The organism is Mycobacterium yunnanensis (genome assembly GCF_025823185.1).
GTDB lineage: Bacteria > Actinomycetota > Actinomycetes > Mycobacteriales > Mycobacteriaceae > Mycobacterium > Mycobacterium yunnanensis.
This window is the reverse complement of sequence record NZ_JACKVK010000005.1, coordinates 325,987-349,957: the sequence shown is the minus strand read 5'-3', so window position 1 is coordinate 349,957 and position 23,971 is coordinate 325,987. Positions and strand designations below refer to the sequence as shown.

The 23,971-nt window shown below is 67.1% G+C and carries 22 protein-coding genes; 9 read left to right on the top strand and 13 right to left on the bottom strand.

Annotated elements, in window-relative coordinates:
- Positions 1-10 precede the first annotated feature (10 nt).
- The 8 genes from H7K45_RS08925 to H7K45_RS08890 form a co-directional block, all read right to left on the bottom strand.
- Positions 11-757, bottom strand: a complete 747-nt coding sequence (locus H7K45_RS08925; protein WP_308206393.1) for an amino acid ABC transporter ATP-binding protein — start codon at positions 755-757, stop codon at positions 11-13.
- A complete protein-coding gene (locus H7K45_RS08920) occupies positions 754-2,535 on the bottom strand; it encodes an ABC transporter substrate-binding protein/permease (RefSeq protein ID WP_372512519.1) in 1,782 nt (593 codons plus the stop codon). The genes H7K45_RS08925 and H7K45_RS08920 overlap by 4 nt, the downstream gene beginning before the upstream one ends.
- 64 nt (positions 2,536-2,599) lie before the next feature.
- Positions 2,600-3,391: an LLM class F420-dependent oxidoreductase gene (locus tag H7K45_RS08915; RefSeq protein ID WP_263995429.1), complete on the bottom strand. Its 792-nt coding sequence runs from the start codon at positions 3,389-3,391 to the stop codon at positions 2,600-2,602.
- A 42-nt stretch (positions 3,392-3,433) separates the two neighbouring features.
- Positions 3,434-5,494 (bottom strand): PhoX family protein, encoded by a 2,061-nt coding sequence (locus tag H7K45_RS08910; RefSeq protein ID WP_263995428.1) that lies wholly within the window; start codon positions 5,492-5,494, stop codon positions 3,434-3,436.
- Between the two features lie 105 nt (positions 5,495-5,599).
- Entirely contained in the window at positions 5,600-6,499 is a 900-nt protein-coding gene (locus H7K45_RS08905) for an Rv0045c family esterase (RefSeq protein ID WP_263995427.1), read from the bottom strand.
- A 108-nt stretch (positions 6,500-6,607) separates the two neighbouring features.
- On the bottom strand, positions 6,608-7,684 hold the full coding sequence (locus tag H7K45_RS08900) for an inositol-3-phosphate synthase (RefSeq protein ID WP_263995426.1): 1,077 nt from the start codon (positions 7,682-7,684) through the stop codon (positions 6,608-6,610).
- Positions 7,685-7,731: 47 nt separating this feature from the next.
- Positions 7,732-8,295 carry a PadR family transcriptional regulator gene (locus H7K45_RS08895; RefSeq protein WP_263995425.1) on the bottom strand — a complete coding sequence of 188 codons (564 nt, stop codon included), beginning with the start codon at positions 8,293-8,295 and terminating at the stop codon, positions 7,732-7,734.
- A gap of 136 nt (positions 8,296-8,431) precedes the next feature.
- On the bottom strand, positions 8,432-9,295 hold the full coding sequence (locus H7K45_RS08890; RefSeq protein ID WP_263995424.1) for a DUF1707 domain-containing protein: 864 nt from the start codon (positions 9,293-9,295) through the stop codon (positions 8,432-8,434).
- Positions 9,296-9,406: 111 nt separating this feature from the next.
- On the opposite strand from H7K45_RS08890, the gene H7K45_RS08885 reads away from it, so the two are divergent.
- From H7K45_RS08885 to dnaB, 9 genes are all read left to right on the top strand, one after another.
- Positions 9,407-9,829, top strand: a complete 423-nt coding sequence (locus H7K45_RS08885; protein ID WP_079922399.1) for a DUF5318 family protein — start codon at positions 9,407-9,409, stop codon at positions 9,827-9,829.
- Positions 9,822-12,278, top strand: coding sequence for a transglycosylase domain-containing protein (locus tag H7K45_RS08880; protein ID WP_263995423.1), 2,457 nt, complete (start codon positions 9,822-9,824; stop codon positions 12,276-12,278). The genes H7K45_RS08885 and H7K45_RS08880 overlap by 8 nt, the downstream gene beginning before the upstream one ends.
- Before the next feature lie 32 nt (positions 12,279-12,310).
- Positions 12,311-13,945 (top strand): glycosyltransferase family 87 protein, encoded by a 1,635-nt coding sequence (locus H7K45_RS08875; protein ID WP_263995648.1) that lies wholly within the window; start codon positions 12,311-12,313, stop codon positions 13,943-13,945.
- The gene (locus H7K45_RS08870; protein ID WP_263995422.1) at positions 13,942-14,406 is read left to right on the top strand and encodes an SRPBCC family protein; all 465 of its coding nucleotides are present in this window, start codon (positions 13,942-13,944) and stop codon (positions 14,404-14,406) included. The genes H7K45_RS08875 and H7K45_RS08870 overlap by 4 nt, the downstream gene beginning before the upstream one ends.
- 123 nt (positions 14,407-14,529) lie before the next feature.
- Positions 14,530-14,820: a 30S ribosomal protein S6 gene (rpsF, locus tag H7K45_RS08865; protein ID WP_263995421.1), complete on the top strand. Its 291-nt coding sequence runs from the start codon at positions 14,530-14,532 to the stop codon at positions 14,818-14,820.
- Positions 14,821-14,901: 81 nt separating this feature from the next.
- Positions 14,902-15,435: a single-stranded DNA-binding protein gene (locus tag H7K45_RS08860; protein WP_263995420.1), complete on the top strand. Its 534-nt coding sequence runs from the start codon at positions 14,902-14,904 to the stop codon at positions 15,433-15,435.
- A 35-nt stretch (positions 15,436-15,470) separates the two neighbouring features.
- On the top strand, positions 15,471-15,737 hold the full coding sequence (rpsR, locus tag H7K45_RS08855) for a 30S ribosomal protein S18 (protein WP_149479674.1): 267 nt from the start codon (positions 15,471-15,473) through the stop codon (positions 15,735-15,737).
- Positions 15,738-15,764: 27 nt separating this feature from the next.
- On the top strand, positions 15,765-16,217 hold the full coding sequence (gene rplI / locus H7K45_RS08850) for a 50S ribosomal protein L9 (protein ID WP_263995419.1): 453 nt from the start codon (positions 15,765-15,767) through the stop codon (positions 16,215-16,217).
- A 455-nt stretch (positions 16,218-16,672) separates the two neighbouring features.
- The gene (gene dnaB, locus H7K45_RS08845; protein WP_372512518.1) at positions 16,673-19,324 is read left to right on the top strand and encodes a replicative DNA helicase; all 2,652 of its coding nucleotides are present in this window, start codon (positions 16,673-16,675) and stop codon (positions 19,322-19,324) included.
- A 315-nt stretch (positions 19,325-19,639) separates the two neighbouring features.
- Here the strand turns inward: dnaB and H7K45_RS08840 are convergent, their stop codons facing one another.
- Genes H7K45_RS08840 through H7K45_RS08820 form a run of 5 tightly spaced genes read right to left on the bottom strand, consistent with a single transcriptional unit; the run spans position 19,640 to position 23,904 of the window.
- On the bottom strand, positions 19,640-20,512 hold the full coding sequence (locus H7K45_RS08840; protein ID WP_263995418.1) for a lysophospholipid acyltransferase family protein: 873 nt from the start codon (positions 20,510-20,512) through the stop codon (positions 19,640-19,642).
- The gene (gene dmpG, locus H7K45_RS08835; protein ID WP_263995417.1) at positions 20,509-21,531 is read right to left on the bottom strand and encodes a 4-hydroxy-2-oxovalerate aldolase; all 1,023 of its coding nucleotides are present in this window, start codon (positions 21,529-21,531) and stop codon (positions 20,509-20,511) included. Before dmpG ends, H7K45_RS08840 begins: the two co-directional genes overlap by 4 nt.
- Entirely contained in the window at positions 21,528-22,481 is a 954-nt protein-coding gene (locus H7K45_RS08830) for an acetaldehyde dehydrogenase (acetylating) (RefSeq protein ID WP_263995416.1), read from the bottom strand. The genes dmpG and H7K45_RS08830 overlap by 4 nt, the downstream gene beginning before the upstream one ends.
- Before the next feature lie 11 nt (positions 22,482-22,492).
- On the bottom strand, positions 22,493-23,275 hold the full coding sequence (locus H7K45_RS08825) for a 2-keto-4-pentenoate hydratase (RefSeq protein WP_263995415.1): 783 nt from the start codon (positions 23,273-23,275) through the stop codon (positions 22,493-22,495).
- The gene (locus H7K45_RS08820; RefSeq protein WP_263995414.1) at positions 23,272-23,904 is read right to left on the bottom strand and encodes a TetR/AcrR family transcriptional regulator; all 633 of its coding nucleotides are present in this window, start codon (positions 23,902-23,904) and stop codon (positions 23,272-23,274) included. Before H7K45_RS08820 ends, H7K45_RS08825 begins: the two co-directional genes overlap by 4 nt.
- Positions 23,905-23,971: the final 67 nt, after the last annotated feature.

Genomic DNA, 23,971 nt, shown 5'->3' with positions numbered 1-23,971 from the left:
GGGTAGATCGCTACAACACCTGGGACAGGAATTGACGGAGGCGGTCAGTTCCGGCGTCGGAGAAGATCTGTTGGGGCGTGCCCGTCTCGACGACCTTGCCGTGATCCATGAAGACCACGGAGTCGGCGGCCGACCGTGCGAAGCCCATCTCGTGGGTGACCACCACCATCGTCATGCCGTCCTTACCCAGCTCGGCGATGAGCGCCAGCACGCCCTTGACCAGTTCGGGGTCCAGCGCCGAGGTTGCCTCGTCGAAGAACATCACCTGGGGCGCCATCGCGAGGGCGCGCGCGATGGCGACGCGTTGCTGCTGGCCGCCGGACAGGGTGGCCGGTCGCACTTGCGCCTTGTGCCGCAACCCGACTCGCTCCAATTGAGCGAGGCCGAGTTCGCGCGCCGCGTCGGCGTCGAGCTTCTTGAGCCGTCGGGGGGCGAGCGTCACGTTGTCGAGCACGGTGCGGTGCGGGAAGAGGTTGAACTGCTGGAACACCATGCCGATGCGCTGGCGCAGCTCGTCGGGGCTGTCCTTGAGTACCGAGCGTCCGTCGAGCAGGATGTCGCCGCGGTGCGGTTCGTGTAGCCGGTTCAACGCCCGCAGGAGGGTCGACTTGCCCGAACCCGAGGGTCCGATCACCGCGGTGGTGGTGCCGGCGGGTACGTCGAGGTCGATGCCCCGCAGCACGGCGTTGGACCCGAAAGACAGGTGAATGTCGTTGGCTTGCAGTGACACTGGTTCGAACTTCACTGTGGCGCTCACACCATCTCCTGGGTCGCGGCGGGGCTGGCGGGGTCTTCGGAGTCGGCGACGTGCTTGCCGCGTCGAAGGCGCGCGTCGATGTAGTTGACCAGATGGGTCAGCGGAATGGTCAGTGCGAGGTAGAAGATGCCAGCCGCGACCAGGGGTGAGAGATTGCCCGTCTGGGCGTTGAGATCTCGGCCCACCTGGAACAGTTCGCGCTGGCTGGCGACCAGACCGAGGAAGTACACCAGCGACGAGGCCTTCAGCAGCGAGATGAACTGGTTGACCAGTGCCGGTAGCACGCGTCGAACGCCCTGGGGCACGATGACCAGCCGCATCGACGACGTGTAGCTGAAGCCCAGTGCACGGGACGCTTCGAGCTGCCCGGCCTCGACGCTCTGAATGCCCGAGCGCAGGATCTCGCCGATGTAGGCCGCCGCCATCAACCCGAGAGCGGCAATGCCAAGGGGATAGGGGTTGTTGCCGGTCAGCTCTCCGACGATGGGTCCGACGCCAAGGCCGATGATCAGGATGATCACGACCTCTGGCAGGCCGCGGAACACGTCGGTGTACACCCGCGCTGGCCACCTCAGCCACCGCGCCTTCGAGATGCCGGCGACGGCGAGGCCCATTCCGAGGACCAGGCCGATGATGCTCGCGCTGACGGTCAGGATGAGGGTGTTGGGCAGACCCGTCTTGAAGAGGTCCGGGACGGCGCGCTTGTACAGCTCCCAGTCCAGGAAGGAATCCTTGAGCTGCTGGACGACGGATTTCGGTGCGACACCGGAGTTGTCGGCCCGCGGTGTCGCCTTCGCCGCGATGGCGTTGAAGTCCGGGAGGACCGGTGCGGGCGCGGCCTTGGAGCCCGGTTTCCAGCCCGGGGGCAGGGCGCGGGGAACCCAGTCGGAGTACAACTTCGACCAGGTGCCGTCGGCGATCACGGCGTCGAGACCGGCGTTGAGCGCGTCGATGAGCGGCTTGTTCTCCTTGGCCACCGCGTAGGCGACGAAGTTGTCCAGGCTGAAGGTGTTCTCGACGATCTGCGCGGGGTCACCGGCCTTGACCGTGCCCACGGCCTGCTGTGACGGTGCGACCCAGGCGTCGATCTGGCGGGTCTTGAGGCTCCCGTAGACGGTGTTGTAGTCGGGGAACTTCACCGGGTCCAGCCCGAGGGTGTCGACGACGTAGGCCTCCTGGACGGTGCCCTGGACGACGCCGATGCGTTGTCCGGCAGCCAATTGCGAGAAGCCCTTGATCGGCGAACCCGGCGGGACCACCAGGGAGAAGTAGCCGAAGTCGTAGCCGTTGGTGAAGCCGACGGTCTGCCGCCTGGCGTCGGTGGTGGTGATCGACGACGAGCCGACGTCGAAGCGTCGCGCCGCCACCTGGGCCAGCAGACCGGAGAAGTCGGTACCGACGAAGTTGACCTTCAGGCCCAGTTTGTCGGCGACCGCGCGCAGCAGCTCGTTGTCGAATCCGGTGAACTGGCCCTTCGAGTCGATGCAGATGCTGGGCGGCGCGTCCGACAGCGTGCCGACCGTCAACGTGCCTGGGGTGCCGAGGCCCAAGGCGTTGACGTCCACCGGCAGCGGCTCGACGCCCGGGGTCGTGTACTTGTCGGCGGCGGGTCCCTTGGCCGCCGATGCCAAGTTGGTCGGCAACGAACTGGCGCTCTCGACACCCGGCGGCGCGCACTGGTCGCTGTCGGCGGCGGCCGTTGGCGCGAATGCCATCGTCATGACGACGAGTGAGATCAACGCGAGGACGACGCCCTTGTACATACGCTCGGCGGTCATCAGAGCAACCTAACGTCCGTCGTCCTCGCTGCCAGCCGTTGGGCTCATCTGGAACGCAAACGGTTCAGGATCGAGAGTCGCGCCAGCGGCACAGCGCTTCGGCGGCGCTGAGGTCGTAGTCGGGCCCGTTGACGCCGATGGTCAGCAGACTGACCCCCAGTCCGACGAGCGCCTCGGCGTCGGCCAGCAGCGCGTCGGTGCCCTTGCCGGCCTCTACGCCCGCCGACCGCTCGATCTCCGAGGGATCGCGGCCGACGTCGGCGCAGTGACCGTCGAGCACGGCGGCCTTCTCCGGGTAGGTCTCGGTGGTGGTGAAGCCGTGCCACAGGTGGGCGTACTGCGCGACCAGGCGCAGCGTCTTCTTCTCGCCCTGCCCGCCGATGAGGATCGGAATGTCGCGCACCGGTGCGGGATTGAGCTTGCCGAGCCGGGAGGTGATGCGCGGCATGGCCGCCGCGAGGTCGTCGAGCCGGCTGCCGACGGTGCCGAAGTCGTAGCCGTATTCGTCGTAGTCCTTTTGCTTCCAGCCGGACCCGATGCCCAGGATCAGCCTGCCGTCGCTGATGTTGTCGACGGTGCGCGCCATGTCGGCGAGCAGTTCGGGGTTGCGGTAGGAGTTGCAGGTCACCAGTGCGCCGATCTCGATGCGCGAGGTCTGCTCGGCCCACGCGCCGAGCATCGTCCAACATTCGTAGTGGGCGCCGTCGGTATCACCGTAGAGCGGATAGAAGTGGTCCCAGTTGAAGGCGACGTCGACGCCGATGTCCTCGCAGCGCCGGACCGCGTCGCGCAGATGGCCGTAGTTGGGGGAGTGCTGGGGTTGGAGTTGGACGCCGATACGAGTGGGGAAGCTCATGGCTACTGCTTACCCCTTCTCCCACGAGTTGTCCCACGCGAGCTACACACCGATGTTCCCCGAGTCCCGCCAGACCACGACCACTGACGGGCGTGCGGTGCCGTTGCCGCCCTCCGGCCACCGTGACAGGGGGTCGTCGAGACTGTTGTCGTCGCTCTCGCCGGGGTGTTGCACGCAGACGGTGACGAGGTCGTCGGTGACGACGGGCCCGCATGTCTCGGCGCCGAGCGGGACGGTCAGGAACTGTTTGGTCTCACCACGATTGGGCCCGTCGAGCGCGACCGCGAAGAGGCCGTCGTTGGAATCCAGCGCGTTGCCGTCGGTAGAGATCCACAGGTTGCCGTGGCTGTCGAAGGCCAGGTTGTCGGGGCACGAGATGGGGCTGACGCGGCTCTTGTCGAAGCCGGCGAAGTACGTGTCGGCGGCGGCCGGGTCGCCGCACACCAGCAGCAGCTCCCAGGTGAAGGTGGTGCCAGCGTGGTCGTCGGTGATCTCCAGGATCTGCCCGCTCTTGTTGTCGTTGCGGGGATTGGCCGCGTCGGGTGCCGCTTCGCCGGGCGCGCCGCGCTCGTCGTTGTTGGTCAGCGCGACGTACACCTTGCCGGTCTTCGGATTGGCCTCGAAGTCCTCGGGCCGGTCCATCTTGGTGGCTCCGGCCTTGTCGGCGGCGAAGCGGGTGAACACCGCCGCCTCCTGGGCACTGACGCCGGGTACGAGCGACTCGGCCTGGCCGTTCGGGCCGGAGCGAAGCAGCGGGAGCCAGGTGCCGGTGCCGCTGAAGGACCCCTTGGCGGGCAGGGTGCCGGAGCCGTCGATCTGGTCTCCCGGGATGTCGCTGGAGAGCTTGGCGACGTACAGGGTGCCTTCGTCGAGGATCGTCATGTTCTGCGCCATGACTTCTCGAGACGTGCCCTGGACGACCTTCTTGGAGGAGACGAACTTGTACATGTAGTCGAAGCGCTCGTCGTCGCCGGTGTACGAGACGACGGTGCCGTCGCCGGTGACGTAGACGGTGGCGCCTTCGTGCTTGAGCCGCCCCATCGCGGAGTGCTTGACCGGTCGTGAGGCGGGATCCCACGGGTCGACCTCGACCACGTAGCCGAAGCGGTTCACCTCGTTCGGCGTGGCGCCGACGTCGAAACGCGGATCAAAGGTCTCCCACTTCCTCTCGCTCGCTTCGACTTTGACGCCATAGCGCTTCAGCTGGTCGGAGCGGACCGGGCTGACCGGTGCGCCCTCCGGCGCCCCGAAGTACCCGTTGAAGTTCTCCTCCCCGGAGAGCACCGTGCCCCAGGGGGTGACGCCGCCTGCGCAGTTGGCGAACGTGCCCGCCACGGTGCGGCCGTCGGGGTCGGCGGCAGTCTTGACGAAGTCGCTGCCCGCGGCGGGGCCCGTCAGCGTCATCGGGGTGTCGGCGGTGATCCGCCGGTTGTAACGGCCCATCACCGGCGCGAGACCGTTGGCGGTCCGCTCGACCTCGACCACCGAGAGCCCATGCGCGGCAATCGAGATGTCGAACTGCTCGCGGGTGGGCTCGTCGGCGTCGTAGCCGGGGTGCATGAACTGCTCGGTGGTGTACTCGTGGTTGGTCACCAGCAGGAAGTGGTCGGTGCTGCCGGGAATGGGCAGCAGGCCGGCGAAGTCGTTGTTGAACCCGAACTGGCCACGCTGCGCCGCGGCGGTCTGCTTGGCCACGTCGAACGCGGGGGCGCCGGCCAGAATGGGATCACCCCAGCTGATGACCACTGATTGGCGATAGCCCTCGGGGATGACCACGGCGTCGTCGCTGTTGGGTGCCACCGAGGCGAAGTTCATGCCCGCGTTGGGCTTTGGGGCCTCCGGGGTGGGACTGGCCGCCGGGGGAGTGTCGGTGCTGCAGGCGGCCAGCGCCGACCCGGCGCCAACGGCCAGCACGGTGACGCCGGCGCCGCGCAACAACGTTCGCCGCGACACTCGCTTGACCACCTCGCCGAAGTATTCGTTGTCACTGGAGTTGGGCGCCGGCTGCGAGCAGGCGTCACCGCACTTGTACCGGCAGGTGACGTGCTGCCGCGCGGAGCGACCGTCGTGGTTGACGAACAGGTTCAACGGCACCAGCGACATGCGTGGGGGAGTCCTTTGCGACGACGACACCGGCCGGGCTGGGCCAGTGCGCCGAAACTTACGGGTCGCTGGTGTTCAGCTGTGAAGCATTGGGTGAACGGAGTCTTAACCCGCCAGCACGCCGCGGAGGATTCCGACGAGCGCCGCCGGCTGATCGCCCTGCACCGAGTGCCCGGAGTCGGCGACCACGTGGGTACGGACGAAGCCCGGCGCCGACGCGGCGAACGCCTCGGCGTCGGCGTCGTCGACGAAGTGGGAGTTGGCCCCCCGAATCAACGTCGTCGGCATCGTGATTGACGGCACGTCGTCCCACAGGCCCTCGAACCCGTCGCCCTTGCGGAAGGAGTCGTAACGCCACGTCCAGGTGCCGTCGTCGAGCTGCTTGCTGTTGTGGAACACTCCGCGCCGCAACGAGTTTCGGTCGCGATTGGGTGCCAGCGCCACGGTGGCGTCGAGCATCGATTCGAAGGTGGGGAAGGTGCGCTCACCGCGTACCAGGGCGACGGTGCCCATTTGGGCCTGGGTCATCCGTTCGTGGCGTTCCGGCGCCGACGGGGTCACGTCGACGAGCACCAGCTCGGGCACCATCGCGGGCTGGGTCGCGGCGAGCCGCAGCGCGGTCAGCCCGCCAAGGGACATGCCGACGACCAGGCGCGGGGTGGGCGCCCAGTCGCGGATGACCGGCGCCAGCGTGTCGGCGTTGAGCTTGGGTCCGTAGTCACCGTCCGCCCGCCAGGCGGAGCGGCCGTGCCCGGGCAGGTCGACGGCCAGCGCGGGCACGCCGAGACCGAGGATGACGGTGTCCCAGGTGTGGGCGTTTTGCCCGCCGCCGTGCAGGAAGACCACCTGGGGATCCTCCGAGCCCCACTTCAGGGCGCTGACGGGGCCGGATTCCAGTCGTCGGACCGGCGGCAGGGGACCGGTGGCGCCGATCTGTTCGGCGTTCTCGGGCAGCAGCGCGAATTCGTCGAGGCCCAGCAGGTCGTCGTCGGTGATCTCCGCCATCGCTCGACACTACCCACAGCCCCCAACCACATCGAGTGTGCTGTGGGATCGACCAAACCGCGAATATCGCGATCTCACTGCACACTCGATGGTGAGGGGTGAAGGCAACTAGCCCTCGATGAAGCTCTCCAGCTGGGCCCGCGCAATGTCGTCGGCCAGCTGCTTGGGCGGGCTCTTCATCAGGTAGGCCGAGGCGGCCTCGACCGGTCCGCCGATGCCACGGTCCAGGGCGATCTTGGCGGCGCGGACCGCGTCGATGATGACGCCGGCCGAGTTGGGGGAGTCCCACACTTCGAGCTTGTACTCCAGGTTCAGCGGCACGTCACCGAAGGCGCGGCCCTCGAGTCGCACGTAAGCCCACTTGCGGTCGTCGAGCCAGCCGACGTGATCCGACGGGCCGATGTGGACGTCCTTGGTGTTGAACTCGCGCTGCAGGTTGCTGGTGACGGCCTGGGTCTTGGAGATCTTCTTCGACTCCAGGCGCGAGCGCTCGAGCATGTTGAGGAAGTCCATGTTGCCGCCGACGTTGAGCTGCATGGTGCGGTCGAGCTGCACGCCGCGATCTTCGAACAGCTTGGCCATCACGCGGTGGGTGATGGTGGCGCCGACCTGGCTCTTGATGTCGTCACCGACGATGGGAACGCCTGCGGCACGAAACTTCTCGGCCCACACGGGATCGGAGGCGATGAAGACGGGCAGCGCGTTGACGAAGGCGACGCCGGCGTCGATGGCGCACTGGGCGTAGAACTTGTCGGCCTCTTCGGAGCCCACCGGGAGGTAGGACACCATCACGTCGACCTTCGCGTCCTTGAGGGCCTTGACGACGTCGACGGCCTCGGTGTCGGACACCTCGATGGTCTCGGAGTAGTACTTGCCGATGCCGTCGAGGGTCGGCCCACGCTGCACGGTGACGTTGGTGGGCGGCACGTCGGCGATCTTGATGGTGTTGTTCTCGGAGGCGAAGATGGCCTCGGAGAGGTCGAAGCCGACCTTCTTGGCGTCCACGTCGAACGCGGCGACGAACTGCACGTCGCGCACGTGGTACTTGCCGAGCTTGACGTGCATCAGGCCGGGGACGGTCGAGTTCTCGTCGGCGTCGTGGTAGTACTGCACACCCTGCACCAGCGACGAGGCGCAGTTGCCGACGCCGACGATGGCGACCCGGATTTCATTCGACTCGGACATGGGGCGATCTCCTTCTCGTACTGATACTGCGCAGCGGGTCTGGGGGTTCAGGGCTGTTGTTCGGGGGTGGTCTCGGGTCGACCCGGCGCGGCGATGCGTTCGGCCGCGATCAGGTCGTTGAGCCACTTGACTTCGCGCTCACTGGATTCGAGCCCGAGTTGGTGAAGCTGGCGGGTGTAGCGGTCAAGAGAATTACTGGCGCGCGCGATGGCTTCACGCAGGCCTTCGCGGCGTTCCTCCACCTGACGGCGGCGACCCTCCAGGATGCGCATCCTGGCCTCGGCCGGGGTGCGGTTGAAGAAGGCCAGATGAACGCCGAAACCGTCGTCGGTGTAGTTCTGTGGGCCGGTGTCGGCGACGAGTTCGGTGAAGCGGTGCTTTCCGGCGTCGGTGAGCACGTACACCCGGCGGGCTCGGCGCACCTTGACCGCACCCACGGGCGCCGACTCCTCGACGATCAGCCCGTCGGCCTGCATGCGACGCAGGGCCGGATACAGCGAGCCGTAGGAGAACGCACGGAAGGCTCCGAGCAGGCCGGTCAACCGCTTGCGCAGCTCGTAGCCGTGCATCGGCGACTCGATGAGCAGTCCCAAGATCGCGAGCTCCAGCACCGAATCACCTCCCTTGCTTAGCCGCTACGACGCCTCGACGCGTTGCAAAACTATATCGCGCCGATATAAACGGCGGCACGTGGACCGAACATACACAACACTTTGGAAAGTGCGCCAGTCGGGCGCCAGTTGGGCGTCAGTCGTCCGCGGGGTCGACGCGCTTGATGGTGCCGTCGCCGGCGAAGGTGACCGATCCGCTGCCGAAGTCGCTTGAAACGCTGGCGCGCAGAGTCAGCGCGCCAGGCGTGGTGGGGTCACGGCTCGGGTCGACCGTCAGATAGGTGCTGTCGGCCTTGACGTCCTTGAGTTGCAGGCCGACCATCTCGGGGGCGCCGCGCAGCAGGCCCACCGCGGTCTTGACGTCGAAGGCGGCTAAGTCGACGACCACGTCGTCGTCGCCCTTCGACGACGTGGACGGGTCGTCGAACCCGCCCCGGTAGGTGTAGCTGAGCGTGCGCCGGTCGTCGGCGGGATCCGGCCGGGTGAGCACGGCGTACTCCGGATAGATGGTGAGGCCGTAGCCCATCGTGTCGCCGAAGCGTTGGCGCATCTGCTCCAGCAGACCGGTGAGCCCGCCGAGGGACTGCAGCTGCCTGGGCGGGGTGATCACCTTGGCGGGGATCCCGTCGGACTTGGCGCCCGGGTCGGAGGTGAAGCTCAACGGCGAGGTGGTGTTCCCGTAGAGCCCCCACCCGATCGCGATGCCGAAGACCACCAGGACGGCCGCCATGGCCGCGCGGATCCCCGCGCCGCCTCGAGGGGACGACAACGGGGACGGCCGTTTGAGTTCGGGCATCTGAACCGGTGCGTCGTCGTTTTGTAGGTCGTCGACCAGGTTCTGCAGATCGCCGAGGGTGGCGGCCTTGGTGGCGGCGGCCACGCGTGTGCGGTGCTCCTCCATCGACAGCTGTCCGTCGCTGAGTGCGCTGTCGAGTACCTGGCAGGTGTTGTTGCGGTCGCTGTCCTTTGCCCGCGTACCTGCTGTGCGCCGCGTCGCCATGGACGGATCGTAGGAGTTCACCTGCCATCACCGCAGACCAGATGCCGAATACGTGCCACGGGTGACGGAGTCGAGGCCGCGCGACGAGGGGGCCGACGTACTCTGGTCTTCGTGCGATTGCAGCGACAGGTGGTGGACTACGCGCTCAAGCGGCGGTCCCTGCTGGCCGAGGTGTACTCGGGCCGCACTGGCGTCTCGGAGGTATGTGACGCCAATCCGTATCTGCTGCGCGCCGCGAAGTTCCACGGCAAGTCCAGTCAGGTGATGTGCCCCATCTGTCGCAAGGAACAGCTCACGCTGGTGTCGTGGGTGTTCGGCGATCATCTCGGGGCAGTGTCCGGATCCGCCCGCTCCACCGAGGAGCTGGTGATGCTGGCGGCCAAGTTCGACGAATTCGCGGTGCACGTGGTGGAGGTATGCAGAACTTGCAGTTGGAATCATTTGGTCAAGTCCTACGTGTTGGGGGCGCCCCGTCCGCCCAAGGCGCGCGGCACTCGAACGGCGCGCTCTGGCGCGCGCACGGCCAGTGAATAGCGAAGGACGACCAGACCGCCCGGCCGACGACGTCCCCAAGGGACCCGCGGCCGGCGGCGGCGTCGTCCCACCCCGGCACTCGGCGCCGTCACCGTCCGACGGCGCGACGCGGGCGATACCGCGCCCCGGCGGTCCGCCGCGCCCCGACGACCGGCAGACGATGATCATCCCGCCGGTCCGCGACGCCCGGCCGCCTCAGTACCGCGACCCGATCGACGTCGTGAAGGCAGCGTTGGACGGGACGCCGCCGCCCAAGCAGCCGCCGGGTCCGCCCGGCCGCGGCGGGCCGCCCGGTGGCGGCAAGGGACCCGGCGGACGCCAGTTCAACGTCAACTGGAAGTGGGTTCGCCGCGGGTCGCTGATCGCGCTGGCGGTCTGCATCGTCCTGCCGATCATCACCTTCGCGATGGCCTACATGATCGTCGACATTCCCAAGCCCGGCGACATCCGGACCAACCAGGTCTCGACCATCTTGGCCAGCGACGGCAGCGAACTCGCCAAGATCGTGCCGCCGGAGGGCAACCGGGTCGACGTCGACATCAACCAGATTCCGGTCCAGGTGCGCAACGCGGTGATGGCCGCCGAGGACCGCGACTTCTACAGCAACCCCGGCTTCTCGTTCACGGGGTTCCTCCGGGCGTTCAAGAACAACATCTTCGGCGGCGACCTGCAGGGCGGGTCGACGATCACCCAGCAGTACGTCAAGAACGCCCTGGTCGGCGACGCCCGCTCCGGTATCGGCGGCGTGGTGCGCAAGGCCAAGGAGCTCGTCATCTCGACCAAGATGTCGGGTGAATGGTCCAAGGACCAGGTGCTCGAGAGCTACCTCAACATGATCTACTTCGGCCGCGGCGCGTACGGCATAGCCGCGGCGTCGCAGGCGTACTTCGCCAAGCCCGTCGAGCAGCTGAACGTCGCCGAGGGCGCCCTGTTGGCGGCGCTCATTCAGCAACCGTCGGCGCTGGACCCCGCCGTCGACCCGGAGGGCTCCGCCGAGCGGTGGAACTGGGTGCTCGACGGCATGGTGACCGTCGGCGCGCTGTCCCCCCAGGAGCGCGCTGCCCAGGTCTTCCCGCCGACGGTCTCGCCGGAGCAGGCGGGCGCGCAGAATCAGACCACCGGTCCCAATGGCCTCATCGAGCGCCAGGTCACCAAGGAACTGATGGATCTGTTCAACATCGACGAACAGACGTTGAACACCGAGGGCCTCCAGGTCACCACCACGATCGATCCCAAGGCGCAGAAGGCGGCCGAGGACGCGGTGGCCGAGTACATGGACGGCCAGGATCCGGACATGCGCACGGCCGTGGTGTCGGTCGACCCGCGCACCGGAGGGGTGAAGGCCTACTACGGCGGTTCGGACGCCAACGGCTTCGACTTCGCCCAGGCCGGGTTGCCGACGGGCTCGTCGTTCAAGGTCTTCGCACTCGTCGCGGCGCTGCAGCAGGGCATCGGCCTTGGCTACCAGGTGGACAGCTCGCCGGTCGACGTCAACGGCATCAAGATCAGCAACGTGGACGGGGAGGGTTGCGGCACCTGCAACATCGCCCAGGCGCTGAAGATGTCGCTCAACACCAGCTACTACCGGCTGATGCTCAAGCTCAAGAACGGCCCGCAGGACGTCGCCGACGCCGCGCACGCCGCGGGCGTCGCCGAGAGCTTCCCTGGCGTCGAGCACACGCTGTCCGAGGACGGCAAGGGCGGCCCGCCCAACAACGGCGTCGTCCTCGGCCAGTACCAGTCCCGGGTGCTCGACATGGCCTCGGCGTACGCCACCCTGGCGGACTCGGGCATCTACCACCGACCGCACTTCATCCAGAAGGTCGTGCGCTCCGACGGTCAGGTCCTCTTCGACGCCGCCGCGCAGGACGATCCGGGCGAGCAGAAGATCGACAAGGCCGTCGCCGACAACGTCACCTCGGCGATGCAGCCGATTGCGGGCTACTCCCGGGGCCACAACCTCGCCGGTGGGCGCCCGTCGGCCGCGAAGACCGGCACCAACCAGCTGGGCGACACCGACGCCAACCGCGACGCGTGGATGGTCGGCTACACCCCGTCGCTGTCGACGGCGGTGTGGGTGGGTACCACCGAGGGCACCAAGCCGCTGGTGAACAAGTCCGGCGGCTCGGTCTACGGTTCGGGCCTGCCGTCGGACATCTGGAAGTCCACGATGGACGGTGCGCTGCAGGGCACCGACGACGAGTCCTTCCCGAAGCCGACCGAGATCGGCGGTTATGCAGGCGTGCCTGCCGCACCGCCGCCTCCTCCGCCACCCCCGCCGCCGCCGTCGGAGACGGTGATTCAGCCGACGATCGAGTTGGGCCCCGGCATCACGATCCCGTTTGGTCCGCCGACGACGATTCAGGTGCCGCCGCCGGGCGCCCCGCCGCCCCCCGGTGACCCCGCGGCCGCCACCCCCACGGTCACCGCGCCGCCCCCGCCGCCGTGACCGAGCCCGACCGCGCGACGTCGCCAGCTCCACTGGCTCCGGTTGAATCGCCAGCTCCGCTGGCCTCGGTTGAATCGCCAGCTCCGCTAGCGGGCGACCTGCGGAGCGACGACGACCGCGATCTCCCCAGCCGCACCGACGTCATCGGCAGGGCACTGTCGGGCACCATCGGCGGGCCCGTCGGCAGACACGCCCTGATCGGCCGCGCCCGGTTCATGACACCGCTGCGCGTCATGCTGATCATCGCGCTGCTGTTCTTGGCGTTCGGCTATTCGACGAAGGCGGCGTGCCTGCAGTCGACGAAGACCGGCACGGCCGACCAACGCGTCGCGATCTGGGAGAACCAGCGCGCCTACTACGAGCTCTGCTACTCCGACACGGTGCCGCTGTACACCGCAGAGTTGTTGAGCCAGGGCAAGTTTCCCTACAAGTCGTCGTGGACGGAGAAGGATTCCACTGGCAAGCCTCAAACGCAGTACGACGGCACGCCCGCGGTGCGGTACATGGAGTATCCCGTTCTGACGGGGCTCTACCAGTATGTGTCGATGGCGCTGGCGAAGACGTACAGCGCACTGACGAAGCTGGTGTCGATTCCGGTGGTTGCCGAGGTGGTGATGTTCTTCAACATCTCGGCGTTCGGCTTGGCGTTGGCGTGGCTGGCGACCGTGTGGGCGACGACGCGCCTTGCCGGACGCCGCATCTGGGACGCGGCGCTGGTGGCGGGGTCGCCCTTGGTGATCTTCCAGATCTTCACCAACTTCGACGCGCTGGCGACGGCGTGCGCGGCGGGCGCGATGCTGGCGTGGTCGCGCCGTCGACCGGCGGTCGCGGGCGCGCTCATCGGAATTGGCGTGGCGCTCAAGCTCTATCCGCTGCTGCTGCTCGTCCCGTTGGTCGTCCTCGGGGTGCGCACGGGTCGCATGCGCGAGGTGGGCAAGACCGCCGGCGTCGCCGTCGTGACGTGGTTGGTCGTCAACCTGCCGATCATGGTGTTGTTCCCACGCGGGTGGTCGGAGTTCTTCCGGCTCAACACGCGTCGCGGTGACGACATGGACTCCATCTACAACGTCGTGAAGTCGTTCACCGGATGGCGCGGCTTCGACCCAAACCTGGGTTTCTGGGAACCGCCCTCGGTCACCAACGCGGTGACGGCGGCGCTGTTCGCCGCCTGCCTGTGCGGTATCGGTTACCTCGGGTTGACGGCGCAGCGGCGACCCCGGATGGCGCAACTGGCCTTCCTCGTCGTGGCGGCCTTCCTGTTGACCAACAAGGTGTGGAGTCCGCAGTACTCGCTGTGGCTGGTGCCGCTGGCGGTACTCGCGCTGCCACATCGCCGAGTTTTGTTGGCGTGGATGACGATCGACGCCCTGGTCTGGGTCCCGAGAATGCTCTACCTGTTCGGTGAGGCCAAGATGGGTCTGCCCCAGGAGTGGTTCACGACGACGGTGCTGTTGCGCGACATCGCCGTGATGGCGTTGTGCGCCTTGGTCATTCGACAGATCCTCCGCCCAGAGTTGGACCTGGTCCGGCGCGGCGGCGTCGACGATCCGTCGGGCGGCGTCTTCGAGGACGCGCTGGACGCACCGCCGAGGTGGTTGCCCTCGTCGCTGCGGCCGCGGCAGCCTTCGCCAACCGAGGAACCCGAGAAGGAGTTGACGCCGGCATGAGCGATCTCGAATTCAGCGATTCGGTGGTGGTCGAGACCGACGCGGACACCCTGTACGCGTTGGTGTCCGACGTGACCCGGATCGGCGAGTGGAGCCCGCAGTGCCGGGCCTGCTGGTGGGACGAAGGTGATGGCCCGTCCGTCGGCTCGTACTTCACCGGACGCAACGACGACGGCTCTCGAACGTGGGAGACGCGCAGCCGCGTCGTGGCCGCCGACCCCGGCCGCGAGTTCGCATGGGTGGTCAACGAGGGCTGGGTGCGTTGGGGCTTCACCCTCGAACCGGCCGAGACGGGCACGCGCCTCACCGAGTCCTGGGCGTTTCAGCCCGAGGGCATCGCGGGCTTCGAAGGCCGATACGGCGAGAAGGCCCCCGAACAGATCGTGATCCGCACCAAGGCGGCCAGGGCGGGCATCCCGGTGACGCTGGCGGCGATCAAGCGGACCGCCGAGGGCGGCTGACGCCGAGCGATTTCGCAGCTCAGACCGTTCTGCTGTAACCTCGACGAGTTGCCGACGCAGGCGACCCTCCTGTCACGGAACACGCCGTGACCGCACACGACCATAGGAGGTGATGGGTTCCACATGCGTCCATACGAAATCATGGTCATCCTCGACCCCACGCTCGACGAGCGGACCGTAGCCCCGTCGCTGGAGACGTTCCTCAACGTCATCCGCAAGGACGGCGGCTCCGTCGAGAAGATCGACATCTGGGGCCGTCGCCGGTTGGCGTACGAGATCCTCAAGCACCCCGAGGGCATCTACGCCGTCATCGACGTCAAGGCCGAGCCGGCCACGGTGTCCGAGCTGGATCGCCAGCTCAGCCTGAACGAGTCCGTCCTGCGGACCAAGGTGATGCGGACCGACAAGCACTAGGCCACAAAGCCCGTGCACGTCGGGGCGCAACCGTAGGCTGCGCTCCAAAGCGAATCACCACCGAATCTCAGGAGGACTCTCGTGGCTGCTGGTGACACCAACCTCACCATCGTCGGAAACCTGACCGCCGATCCCGAGCTGCGGTTCACGCCGTCCGGGGCCGCCGTCGCCAACTTCACGGTGGCGTCGACGCCTCGGATGATGGACCGTCAGACCAACGAGTGGAAAGACGGCGATCCGCTGTTCATGCGGTGCAGCATCTGGCGCGAGGCCGCCGAGAACGTGGCCGAGAGCCTCACCCGCGGCTCGCGGGTGATCGTGACGGGTCGCCTCAAGCAGCGGTCCTACGAGACGCGCGAGGGTGAGAAGCGCACCGTCGTCGAGCTCGAGGTCGACGAGATCGGTCCTTCCCTGAGATATGCGACGGCCAAGGTCAACAAGGCCAGCCGCAGCGGTGGTGGCGGAGGCGGCTTCGGCGGCGGTGGTGGCGGTGGATCGCGCCCCTCCGGTGGAGGTTTCAACAGTGCCGCCAACGACGGCCCGAGAGACGACCCGTGGGGCAGCGCTCCCGCGTCCGGTTCGTTCAACGGCGCCGACGAAGAACCTCCCTTCTGATCAACTGATTTCCAAGTACTGAGAAAGAGATAGACATGGCGAAGTCCTCCTCCACGAAGAGGCGCCCGGCCCCCGAAAAGCCGGTCAAGGCCCGGAAGTGCTCGTTCTGCTCGAAGAAGGGCAAGAACCAGGTCATCGACTACAAGGACACCGCGTTGCTGCGGACCTACATCAGCGAGCGCGGCAAGATCCGTGCCCGCCGGGTGACCGGTAACTGCGTGCAGCACCAGCGCGACATTGCGATCGCCGTCAAGAACGCCCGCGAGGTAGCCCTGCTGCCGTTCAGCGCGACGTCGCGCTAAGAACGCACGAGACGAAGAGACACTGACATGAAACTGATTCTGACCGCTGAGGTCGACCACTTGGGCTCTGCCGGCGACGCCGTCGAGGTCAAGGACGGCTACGGCCGCAACTACCTGCTGCCCCGCGGCATGGCGATCGTGGCGTCGCGTGGCGCCGAGCGTCAGGCCGAAGAGATTCGCCGGGCGCGTGAGACCAAGGTCGTTCGCGACCTGGACCATGCCAAGGAGATCAAGGCCGCTCTCGAAGAGCTGGGCCCGGTGTCGCTGCCGGTGCGCACCGCCGGCGCGGGCAAGCTGTTCGGCTCCGTGACCACCGGAGACATCGTCTCCGCCATCAAGAAGGCGGGCGGCCCGAACCTGGACCGGCGCACCGTCAACTTGCCGAAGGCCCACATCAAGAGCACGGGAACCTACGCCGTGGCGGTGCGCCTGCACCCCGAGGTCAGCGTCGGCGTTTCCGTGAACGTGGTCGCCGAATAACAGCAGCAGCACCATACGCCCGGGTGAGGGCAAGATCGATCTTCACCCGGGCGTTGCTGTGCGCGCTGGCGAACATCAACGGGTTCGAACGACGCTGGGAAACTAACCGGCTGTTAACCTTCCGTGCCCGAATGCGCAACACAACACGCCCGAGACGGCAACCACGGACGACACGCCGGGCAATTCGCATCCACAAGAAGACACCCGGTCGTCAGGGCCCCCATCTGCGGTGATCGCGGATTCTCCGATCTTTGTGCACAGGTTGTCCCCAAGGGCTCAACATGGCCGACCTCGTCTATGCACACGCCGTCCACAGGTCTGTCCACGAGAGGGTTTGCGTCGATTCCAGCAACGTCCTTAAGTTGATGCGTCGGTGCCGGGGCTTATCCTCGCGGGGCCAGAGGATCGAAACTGTGTTCGACATCGACTGACGTGAAGGGGGAGGTGGACGCTTCGTGGCTGTCGTCGACGATCTGGGCCGGCCGGGTGGTCAATCCGGAGGTCGGCCCGAGCAGGACGGTCCGCCAGCCGAGGAGTACGGCCGCCAGCCCCCGCAGGACATGGCCGCCGAGCAGTCGGTGCTGGGCGGCATGCTGCTGTCCAAGGATGCGATCGCCGACGTCTTGGAGCGGCTGCGCCCGGGGGACTTCTACCGTCCCGCCCACCAGAGCGTGTACGACGCAATCCTCGACCTCTACGGTCGGGGTGAGCCGGCCGACGCCATCACCGTCGCGGCCGAACTGGACCGCCGCGGGCTGCTCAAGCGGATCGGTGGGGCCCCCTATCTCCACACGCTGATCTCGACGGTGCCGACGGCGGCCAACGCCGGGTACTACGCGGGCATCGTGGCGGAGAAGTCACTCCTGCGGCGGCTCGTGGAGGCCGGGACGCGGGTCGTGCAGTACGGGTACGCCGGGGCCGACGGGGCGGACGTGGCCGACGTGGTCGACCGGGCGCAGGCAGAGATCTACGAAGTCACCGAGCGCCGCACCACCGAGGACTTCGTGGTCCTCGAACACCTGCTGCAGCCGACGATGGACGAGATCGACGCGATCGCCTCCCAGGGCGGAGTGGCGCGCGGCGTGCCGACCGGCTTCACCGAACTCGACGAGGTGACCAACGGTCTGCACGCCGGTCAGATGATCGTGGTGGCGGCAAGGCCTGGCGTTGGCAAGGCCCTCGCCTTGGACACGCCGCTGCCGACGCCGACCGGCTGGACGACGATGGGCGACGTCGCGGTCGGTGATGAGTTGATTGGTCCCGACGGCGAGCCGACGCGCGTCGTCGCGGCAACCGAGGTGATGACGGGCCGCCCCTGCTACGAGGTCGAGTTCTCCGACGGCACGGTGATCGTCGCGGATGCGGAGCACCAGTGGTTGACCGATACTCGTGCATCTCGCAAGTCGGCTCAGGCGGCAGCGGTCGGCTACAACCGGTACAAGAACCAGCGCACGTTCGCCGCGGTGCGGACCACCCGCGAGATCGCAGATACGTTGCGTTGCCCGACGGTCGACCAGCGCGTGAACCACTCGGTCGCGAATACGTCACCGATTCGAGGCGAGGAGCGCGAATTACTCGTTCCGCCTTATACGTTGGGCGCGTGGCTCGGTGATGGCACGACGGCCGCGGCGCAGATAACGAGCGCTGATCCGGAGATCATCATGCGCATCGAGTCTGAAGGGCTGGTAGCCCGTAAGTCGCCGTCCGCCATCTATCGATACCAACTGCTGCTCCCCGAAGCGCCAGCCATCTCCGTTCGCAGATGTGTCGTCTGCGGTAACGAGTTCCTTCCGCGCACCAGTCAGGTCAGGACGTGTGGGCGCAGTTGTGGTGGACGCGCACGGTTCAGCTCGGATGCAGTCCCCACACCGCAATGTGCACGGTGCGGTGGTTCATCGAGCGGAATGCGACTCTGCCAATCGTGCCGCAACGCAGTCGGCACTCTTCAAGCTAGATTGCGAACCCTAGGTGTGCTTGGACACAAGCACATCCCTGCCCACTATTTGCGCGCGTCAGAAGCCCAACGTCGGGCCCTGTTGGCCGGTCTGCTGGATACTGATGGAACGGTCACGCACGGGGGTTCCGTGCAGTTCTCGGTCACCGACCGGCGGCTGGCATCCGATGTTTCTGAGCTCGTAGTGAGTCTGGGATATCGCTGCCAGACCTCGACCAAACGCGTGAAAGGGCGCTCCGAAGCGTCGTCGACGGCGTACACGCTCACGTTCGCCACGCAGGACGACGTCTTCGGATTGCATCGAAAGTCGTTGCTGCACAAAGAGCGACGCGCTGCTTCGAATGTTTCCCGCTCTGGGGCAAGATTCATCGTTGCGGTTCGCCCGACCGAACGCGTTCCGGTGCGTTGTGTCGAGGTCGACAACTCAACCCACATGTATTTGGCCAGCCGCGCGATGGTGCCAACGCACAACTCGACCCTAGGACTCGACTTCCTGCGTTCGTGCTCCATCAAGAACCGGCATTCGAGCGTCATCTTCTCCCTGGAAATGAGCAAGTCCGAGATCGTCATGCGTCTGCTGTCGGCCGAGGCGAAGATCAAGCTGGCCGACATGCGGTCGGGGCGGATGAGCGACGACGACTGGACGCGGCTTGCGCGGCGGATGAGCGAGATCAGCGAGGCGCCGCTCTACATCGACGACTCGCCCAACCTGACGATGATGGAGATCCGCGCGAAGGCGCGCCGGCTGCATCAGAAGGCAGACCTCCGCCTGATCGTCGTCGACTACCTGCAGCTGATGACGTCTGGCAAGAAGGTGGAGTCCCGCCAGCAGGAAGTCTCCGAATTCTCAAGGCAGATCAAGCTTCTCGCCAAGGAGCTCGAAGTGCCGGTGGTGGCGATGAGCCAGCTGAACCGCGGTCCGGAGCAGCGCACCGACAAGAAACCCATGCTGTCGGACCTTCGCGAGTCGGGGTCCATCGAACAGGACGCGGACATGGTGATCCTGCTGCACCGCCCCGACGCCTTCGAGCGCGACGACCCCCGCGGCGGCGAGGCAGACCTGATTATCGCAAAACACCGCGCAGGACCGACGAAGACGGTCACCGTGGCGCACCAGCTGCATCTGTCGCGGTTCGTGGACATGGCGCGGTAGCTAATAGCACTGTCGAGATGCAGCACAAATTAACAGGCGCACTTCGTTGTTAAACTTGACCCAAAGTATTAATGTCCCGACAACTGTCCGGCTCCGGGTCCTAGTGAGCGGCCAGGTCTACGAACCGCCGGGGCGCGTCTCACTACCCGCAATCACCGAAATTCATGACGAACTTCTGCGAGACAAGAAACGAGACACGCGCGCATTGATCGACCTGCGACAACGTATCGGAATCCCCAGCCGTTATCGCAGTCTCACATCTCTAGAAGTGAGACAGCCGCCTCAGCGACTGCACCCGGCGACTGGGGACGTTCGTCAGCCCAGCAGTGGGCGGCGGTAGCGGGTCATGTCGGTTAGGGCGTGTTGCATCTTTGCGTGGATGCGGGCGGCGTAGTCCTCGGGTTGTTCGTCGTCGAGTCGCTCGACGGCGGTCAGGACCCGGGTGTCGAGTTTGGTAGGCAGCGGCAGGTATGGGAGCACGCCGACGGCGCCGATGTTGAGCCCCCAGGGTAGTGACACGGTGAGCGGAACGGTCTTGAGCCGCAACAACTTGTCCAGTCGCGTCGCGCGGGCGAGACGTTGGCCGCTGGACAATACGAGCAGCGATTCTCCGGCCCCGGCTGTGACGATGGGGACGATGGGGACCTTGTTCTCGATGGCCAGGCGGGCGAAACCGCTGCGTCCGCCGAAGACGATGCGGTTGCGGTCTTCGAAGGTCTTCATGGCGTCGAGGTCACCACCGGGGAAGACGACGACGTGGTGACCGTTGTCGAAGGCTTCTTCGGCGCTGTGCTGCGATGCCGGCCGTGCGCCCAAGGCTTCGACGAAGCGGCCAACGCCCAGTGTCCAGGCTAATTGGTGGGTGAGGATGGTGACTGGGCGGTCCAGTTCGAGCTGGTCGAGTGCGGCGCCGAGGGCGAACACGTTGAGGTCGAAGATGCCGCCGAACCCGTGGTTGGCGACGAATAGGACGGGGCCGTCGAATGTCGTCGGGTCGGCCTGGACGTCGAGGCGGTTGTAGCGGCGTACGAAGTCGACGCCGAGGTGGCGGAAGGCGGCCGCGGCGGTGGTGAGCACGTCGGGCAGCAGGGAGTCGCGGGGGCCGTCGGCGTCTTCGACGGCGTCGAGGAGGGCGTCGGCGAGACGCTCGACGTCGTCGTGGTCGCAGTTCTCGGTGGGCTCGCTCACGGCATCCCTGCTTTCTCGGTGGCGAGGTCGAGGGCGATGTCGACGAGCATGTCTTCTTGGCCGCCGACCATGCCGCGGCGGCCGGCTTCTTCGAGAAGGGTGCGGGCGTCGACGTCGTAGCGTGCGGCGGCGGTTTCGGCGTGGCGCAGAAAGCTGGAGTACACCCCGGCGTAGCCGAGGGTGAGGGTTTCGCGGTCCACTCGGACCGGTCGGTCCTGCAGTGGGCGGACGATGTCGTCGGCGGCGTCTTGGAGTGCGTGTAGGTCGCAGTCGTGGCGCCAGCCGAGTTTGTCGGCCGCGGCGATGAACACCTCCAGGGGTGCGTTGCCGGCTCCGGCGCCCATCCCGGTCAGGGAGGCGTCGACGCGGGTGGCGCCGTGTTCGACCGCGACGATGGAGTTGGCGACCCCGAGGGTGAGGTTGTGGTGGGCGTGGATGCCGATTTCGGTTGCCGGGTCGAGGGTTTGGCGCAGTGCGTCGACGCGGTTGGCGATGTCCTTCATGGTCATCGCGCCGCCGGAGTCGACGACGTAGACGCAGGTGGCTCCGTAGCCTTGCATCAATTCGGCCTGCTCGGACAACGTCATCGGGTCGGTCATGTGGCTCATCATGAGGAACCCGACGGTGTCCATGCCGAGATCGCGGGCCGCAGCGATGTGTTGGGCGGAGATGTCGGCTTCGGTGCAGTGGGTGGCCACCCGCACGACGGTGGCGCCGGCGCGGTGGGCGTCCTTGAGGTTGTGCACGCTGCCGATGCCGGGCAGCAGCAAGGTGGCGACCTTGGCGCGGGTCACGGTGGCCGCGACGGCCTCGATCCACTCCAGGTCGGTATGGGCACCGAAACCGTAGATGCAGCTCGACCCGGCCAGCCCGTCGCCGTGGGCGACCTCGATGGAGTCCACGCCGGCGGCGTCGAGGGCCGCGGCGACGGCCACGGCCTGCTCGACGGTGTATTGGTGGCGGATGGCGTGCATGCCGTCGCGCAAGGTGACGTCGCTGATGTACAGGTCGCGGGTCATCGGGTGGCTCCGGCGTTTTCGCGGTGGTGGGTGGCGATGCGTTCGGCAGTGGCCTTGGCCGCGGAGGTCATGATGTCGAGGTTGCCGGCGTAGGCGGGCAGGTAGTGCGCGGCGCCGGTGACTTCGAGCATGACGGTGACGCGGGTGCCGCTGAACTTGCCGGTCTCGGGGATGTGCAGCGGGTTCTGGGCGGTGAACGTCTCGAATTGGACGCGCTGCTTGAGCCGGTATCCGGGAACGTAGGCGGTGACCCTGGCGGCCATGTGGACGACGGCGGACTCGATCGCGTCGTGGTCGGTGTCGCCGTCGACCAGGCAGTAGACGGTGTTGCGCATCAGGATGGGCGGGTCGGCCGGGTTGAGCACCATGACGGCCTTGCCGCGCTGGGCTCCGCCGACCGATTGCAGTGCCGCGGCGGTGGTTTCGGTGAACTCGTCGATGTTGGCGCGGGTGCCCGGACCGGCGGACTTGGAGCTGATCGAGGACACGATCTCGGCGTAGGACACGATGCCGCACTCGGCGACCGCGGCGACGATCGGCACGGTGGCCTGCCCGCCGCAGGTGACCATGTTGAGGTTGGGGGCCTCGAGGTGGTCCTCGAGGTTGACCACCGGCACGCAGTACGGGCCAATGGCGGCGGGGGTGAGGTCGAGCACCCGGACCCCGGTCGGTTCCAGTGCCGCCCAGTTGGCCCGGTGCGCACCCGCCGAGGTGGCGTCGAAGACGACTTCGATGTCTCCGTAGCAGTCCATGTCGAGCAGGCCCTCGACTCCACCAGCGGTGGTCGGGACTCCCATCCGGGTGGCGCGGGCCAGGCCGTCGGAGTCGGGGTCGATGCCCACCATCGCCGCGGCGCGTAGCGGGCCGTCGCCGCGCAGGATCTTGATCATCAGGTCGGTGCCGATGTTGCCCGAGCCGATGATCGCCACCGGCCAATCACGTTGTGTCATGGGTGTTCCCGTCAGGTGAAGGTCAGCGACACGGTGCCCAGGCCGCTGACGGTGGTGGAGGCGACGTCGCCGGCGTGGACGAATTCCGCGGCGGTGAACGAGCCGGACATGACGAACTGCCCGGCAGACAATTCGGCGCCGTAGTCGGCGAGTGCGTTGGCCAGCCACGCAACGGCGGCGGCCGGGTCTCCCATCACCGCGTCCCCGGTGCCGGTGGCCACGTCGCGGTCGTTGACCCTCAGGGTGGCCGCGGCCCGAGGCAAAGCCAGGTCGTCGGTGTAGGGCACCCAGTCGCCCAGGATCACGGCGCCGGAGCTGGCGTTGTCGGCGACGGTGTCAGGCAGGGTGAGTGTCCAGTCGGCGATGCGACTGTCGACGATCTCCAGCGCCACGGCGACGGCCTCGGTGGCGGCGCGGACATCGGCGACGGTGACGTCGGGCCCGCGCAGTGTCGACCGCAGCAGGAACGCGACCTCGGGTTCGACACGTGGAGAACAGAATTGGGCAGCGTCGATCGTGTCACCGGTGATGACCATGCCGTCGAGGACGTAGCCGTAGTCGGGTTCGTCGACGCCGAGCAGGGCCTGCATCGGTGCGGAGGTCAACCCGATCTTGCGGCCCACCACCGTGGCGCCCGCGGCCAGGCGGCGGCGCAGGTTGACTTGCTGCACGGCGTAGGCGCCGGCGACGTCGAGGCTCGGATAGCGCTGGGTCAGCGGCGGAATGGGGGTGCGGTCGCGGTGGGCGGCCCACAGGTCGGCCGCCGCCGCCGCCAGGATGGCGTCCCCGGTCATGGGGTGTTCCGGGCGATCATGGCCACCGCGGCCGCATAGACGGCGCGGGCGTGCAGCTCGAACAGGGCGATCAGGTCGACCGAATCGCCGCCGATCTCCTTGGCGAGGAACAGGCCGTCGGCGCCGGCGAGGGCGTAGGTGGCCAGCTCGTGGACTTGGGCGTCGGTGAGTCCGGGGGTCAGTTCGCCGATGCCGGTCGCCAACACCCGATACGCCTGCTCGCGGACACCGAGGAATTCCGCCCGGGCCCGCGGTTCCACGGGCCGGCGCTCCAGGGCCAGCATCAACCCCAGGCGGATGAAGTCCGGGGAATCCATCAGCGCCTTGGCGATCTGGGTGGCCACCGCACTGATGCGTTCCTCGGCCGACCCGTGCGCGGGGATCTGCCAGGCGTTCAGCCAGGTGCCGAAGCTGCGTTCGATGACCGCGGCCAGCAGGTCGTCCTTGTCCTTGAAGTGCCAGTAGATCGAACTGGCCGGCAATCCGCACTTCGTGCTGACCGCGCCGATGCTGGTGCCCTCATAGCCACGCTCGGAGGCGATCTCGGTGGCGGCATCCAAGATCCGGGTCCGGGAGATCTCGCCGTCCGCGCGACGCCGTCGCGGTGATGTCGCTTTCTTAGTCGCCATCGATGTTCCCCTCGATCCGGTCCTTGACTCCGTAGCGATCACTACATTAGCGTAGGGATCACTACAG

What these genes read in the sequence shown, in the direction of transcription:
- H7K45_RS08920 (WP_372512519.1), bottom strand. Translation starts at nt 2,535, where the DNA reads ATGACCGCCGAGCGTATGTACAAGGGCGTCGTCCTCGCGTTGATCTCA.
- H7K45_RS08825 (WP_263995415.1), bottom strand. Translation starts at nt 23,275, where the DNA reads ATGACCGGGGACGCCATCCTGGCGGCGGCGGCGGCCGACCTGTGGGCC.
- H7K45_RS08910 (WP_263995428.1), bottom strand. Translation starts at nt 5,494, where the DNA reads ATGTCGCTGGTGCCGTTGAACCTGTTCGTCAACCACGACGGTCGCTCC.
- H7K45_RS08905 (WP_263995427.1), bottom strand. Translation starts at nt 6,499, where the DNA reads ATGGCGGAGATCACCGACGACGACCTGCTGGGCCTCGACGAATTCGCG.
- H7K45_RS08830 (WP_263995416.1), bottom strand. Translation starts at nt 22,481, where the DNA reads ATGACACAACGTGATTGGCCGGTGGCGATCATCGGCTCGGGCAACATC.
- H7K45_RS08915 (WP_263995429.1), bottom strand. Translation starts at nt 3,391, where the DNA reads ATGAGCTTCCCCACTCGTATCGGCGTCCAACTCCAACCCCAGCACTCC.
- H7K45_RS08820 (WP_263995414.1), bottom strand. Translation starts at nt 23,904, where the DNA reads ATGGCGACTAAGAAAGCGACATCACCGCGACGGCGTCGCGCGGACGGC.
- rpsR (WP_149479674.1), top strand. Translation starts at nt 15,471, where the DNA reads ATGGCGAAGTCCTCCTCCACGAAGAGGCGCCCGGCCCCCGAAAAGCCG.
- rpsF (WP_263995421.1), top strand. Translation starts at nt 14,530, where the DNA reads ATGCGTCCATACGAAATCATGGTCATCCTCGACCCCACGCTCGACGAG.
- rplI (WP_263995419.1), top strand. Translation starts at nt 15,765, where the DNA reads ATGAAACTGATTCTGACCGCTGAGGTCGACCACTTGGGCTCTGCCGGC.
- dmpG (WP_263995417.1), bottom strand. Translation starts at nt 21,531, where the DNA reads ATGACCCGCGACCTGTACATCAGCGACGTCACCTTGCGCGACGGCATG.
- H7K45_RS08890 (WP_263995424.1), bottom strand. Translation starts at nt 9,295, where the DNA reads ATGGCGACGCGGCGCACAGCAGGTACGCGGGCAAAGGACAGCGACCGC.
- H7K45_RS08870 (WP_263995422.1), top strand. Translation starts at nt 13,942, where the DNA reads ATGAGCGATCTCGAATTCAGCGATTCGGTGGTGGTCGAGACCGACGCG.
- H7K45_RS08900 (WP_263995426.1), bottom strand. Translation starts at nt 7,684, where the DNA reads ATGTCCGAGTCGAATGAAATCCGGGTCGCCATCGTCGGCGTCGGCAAC.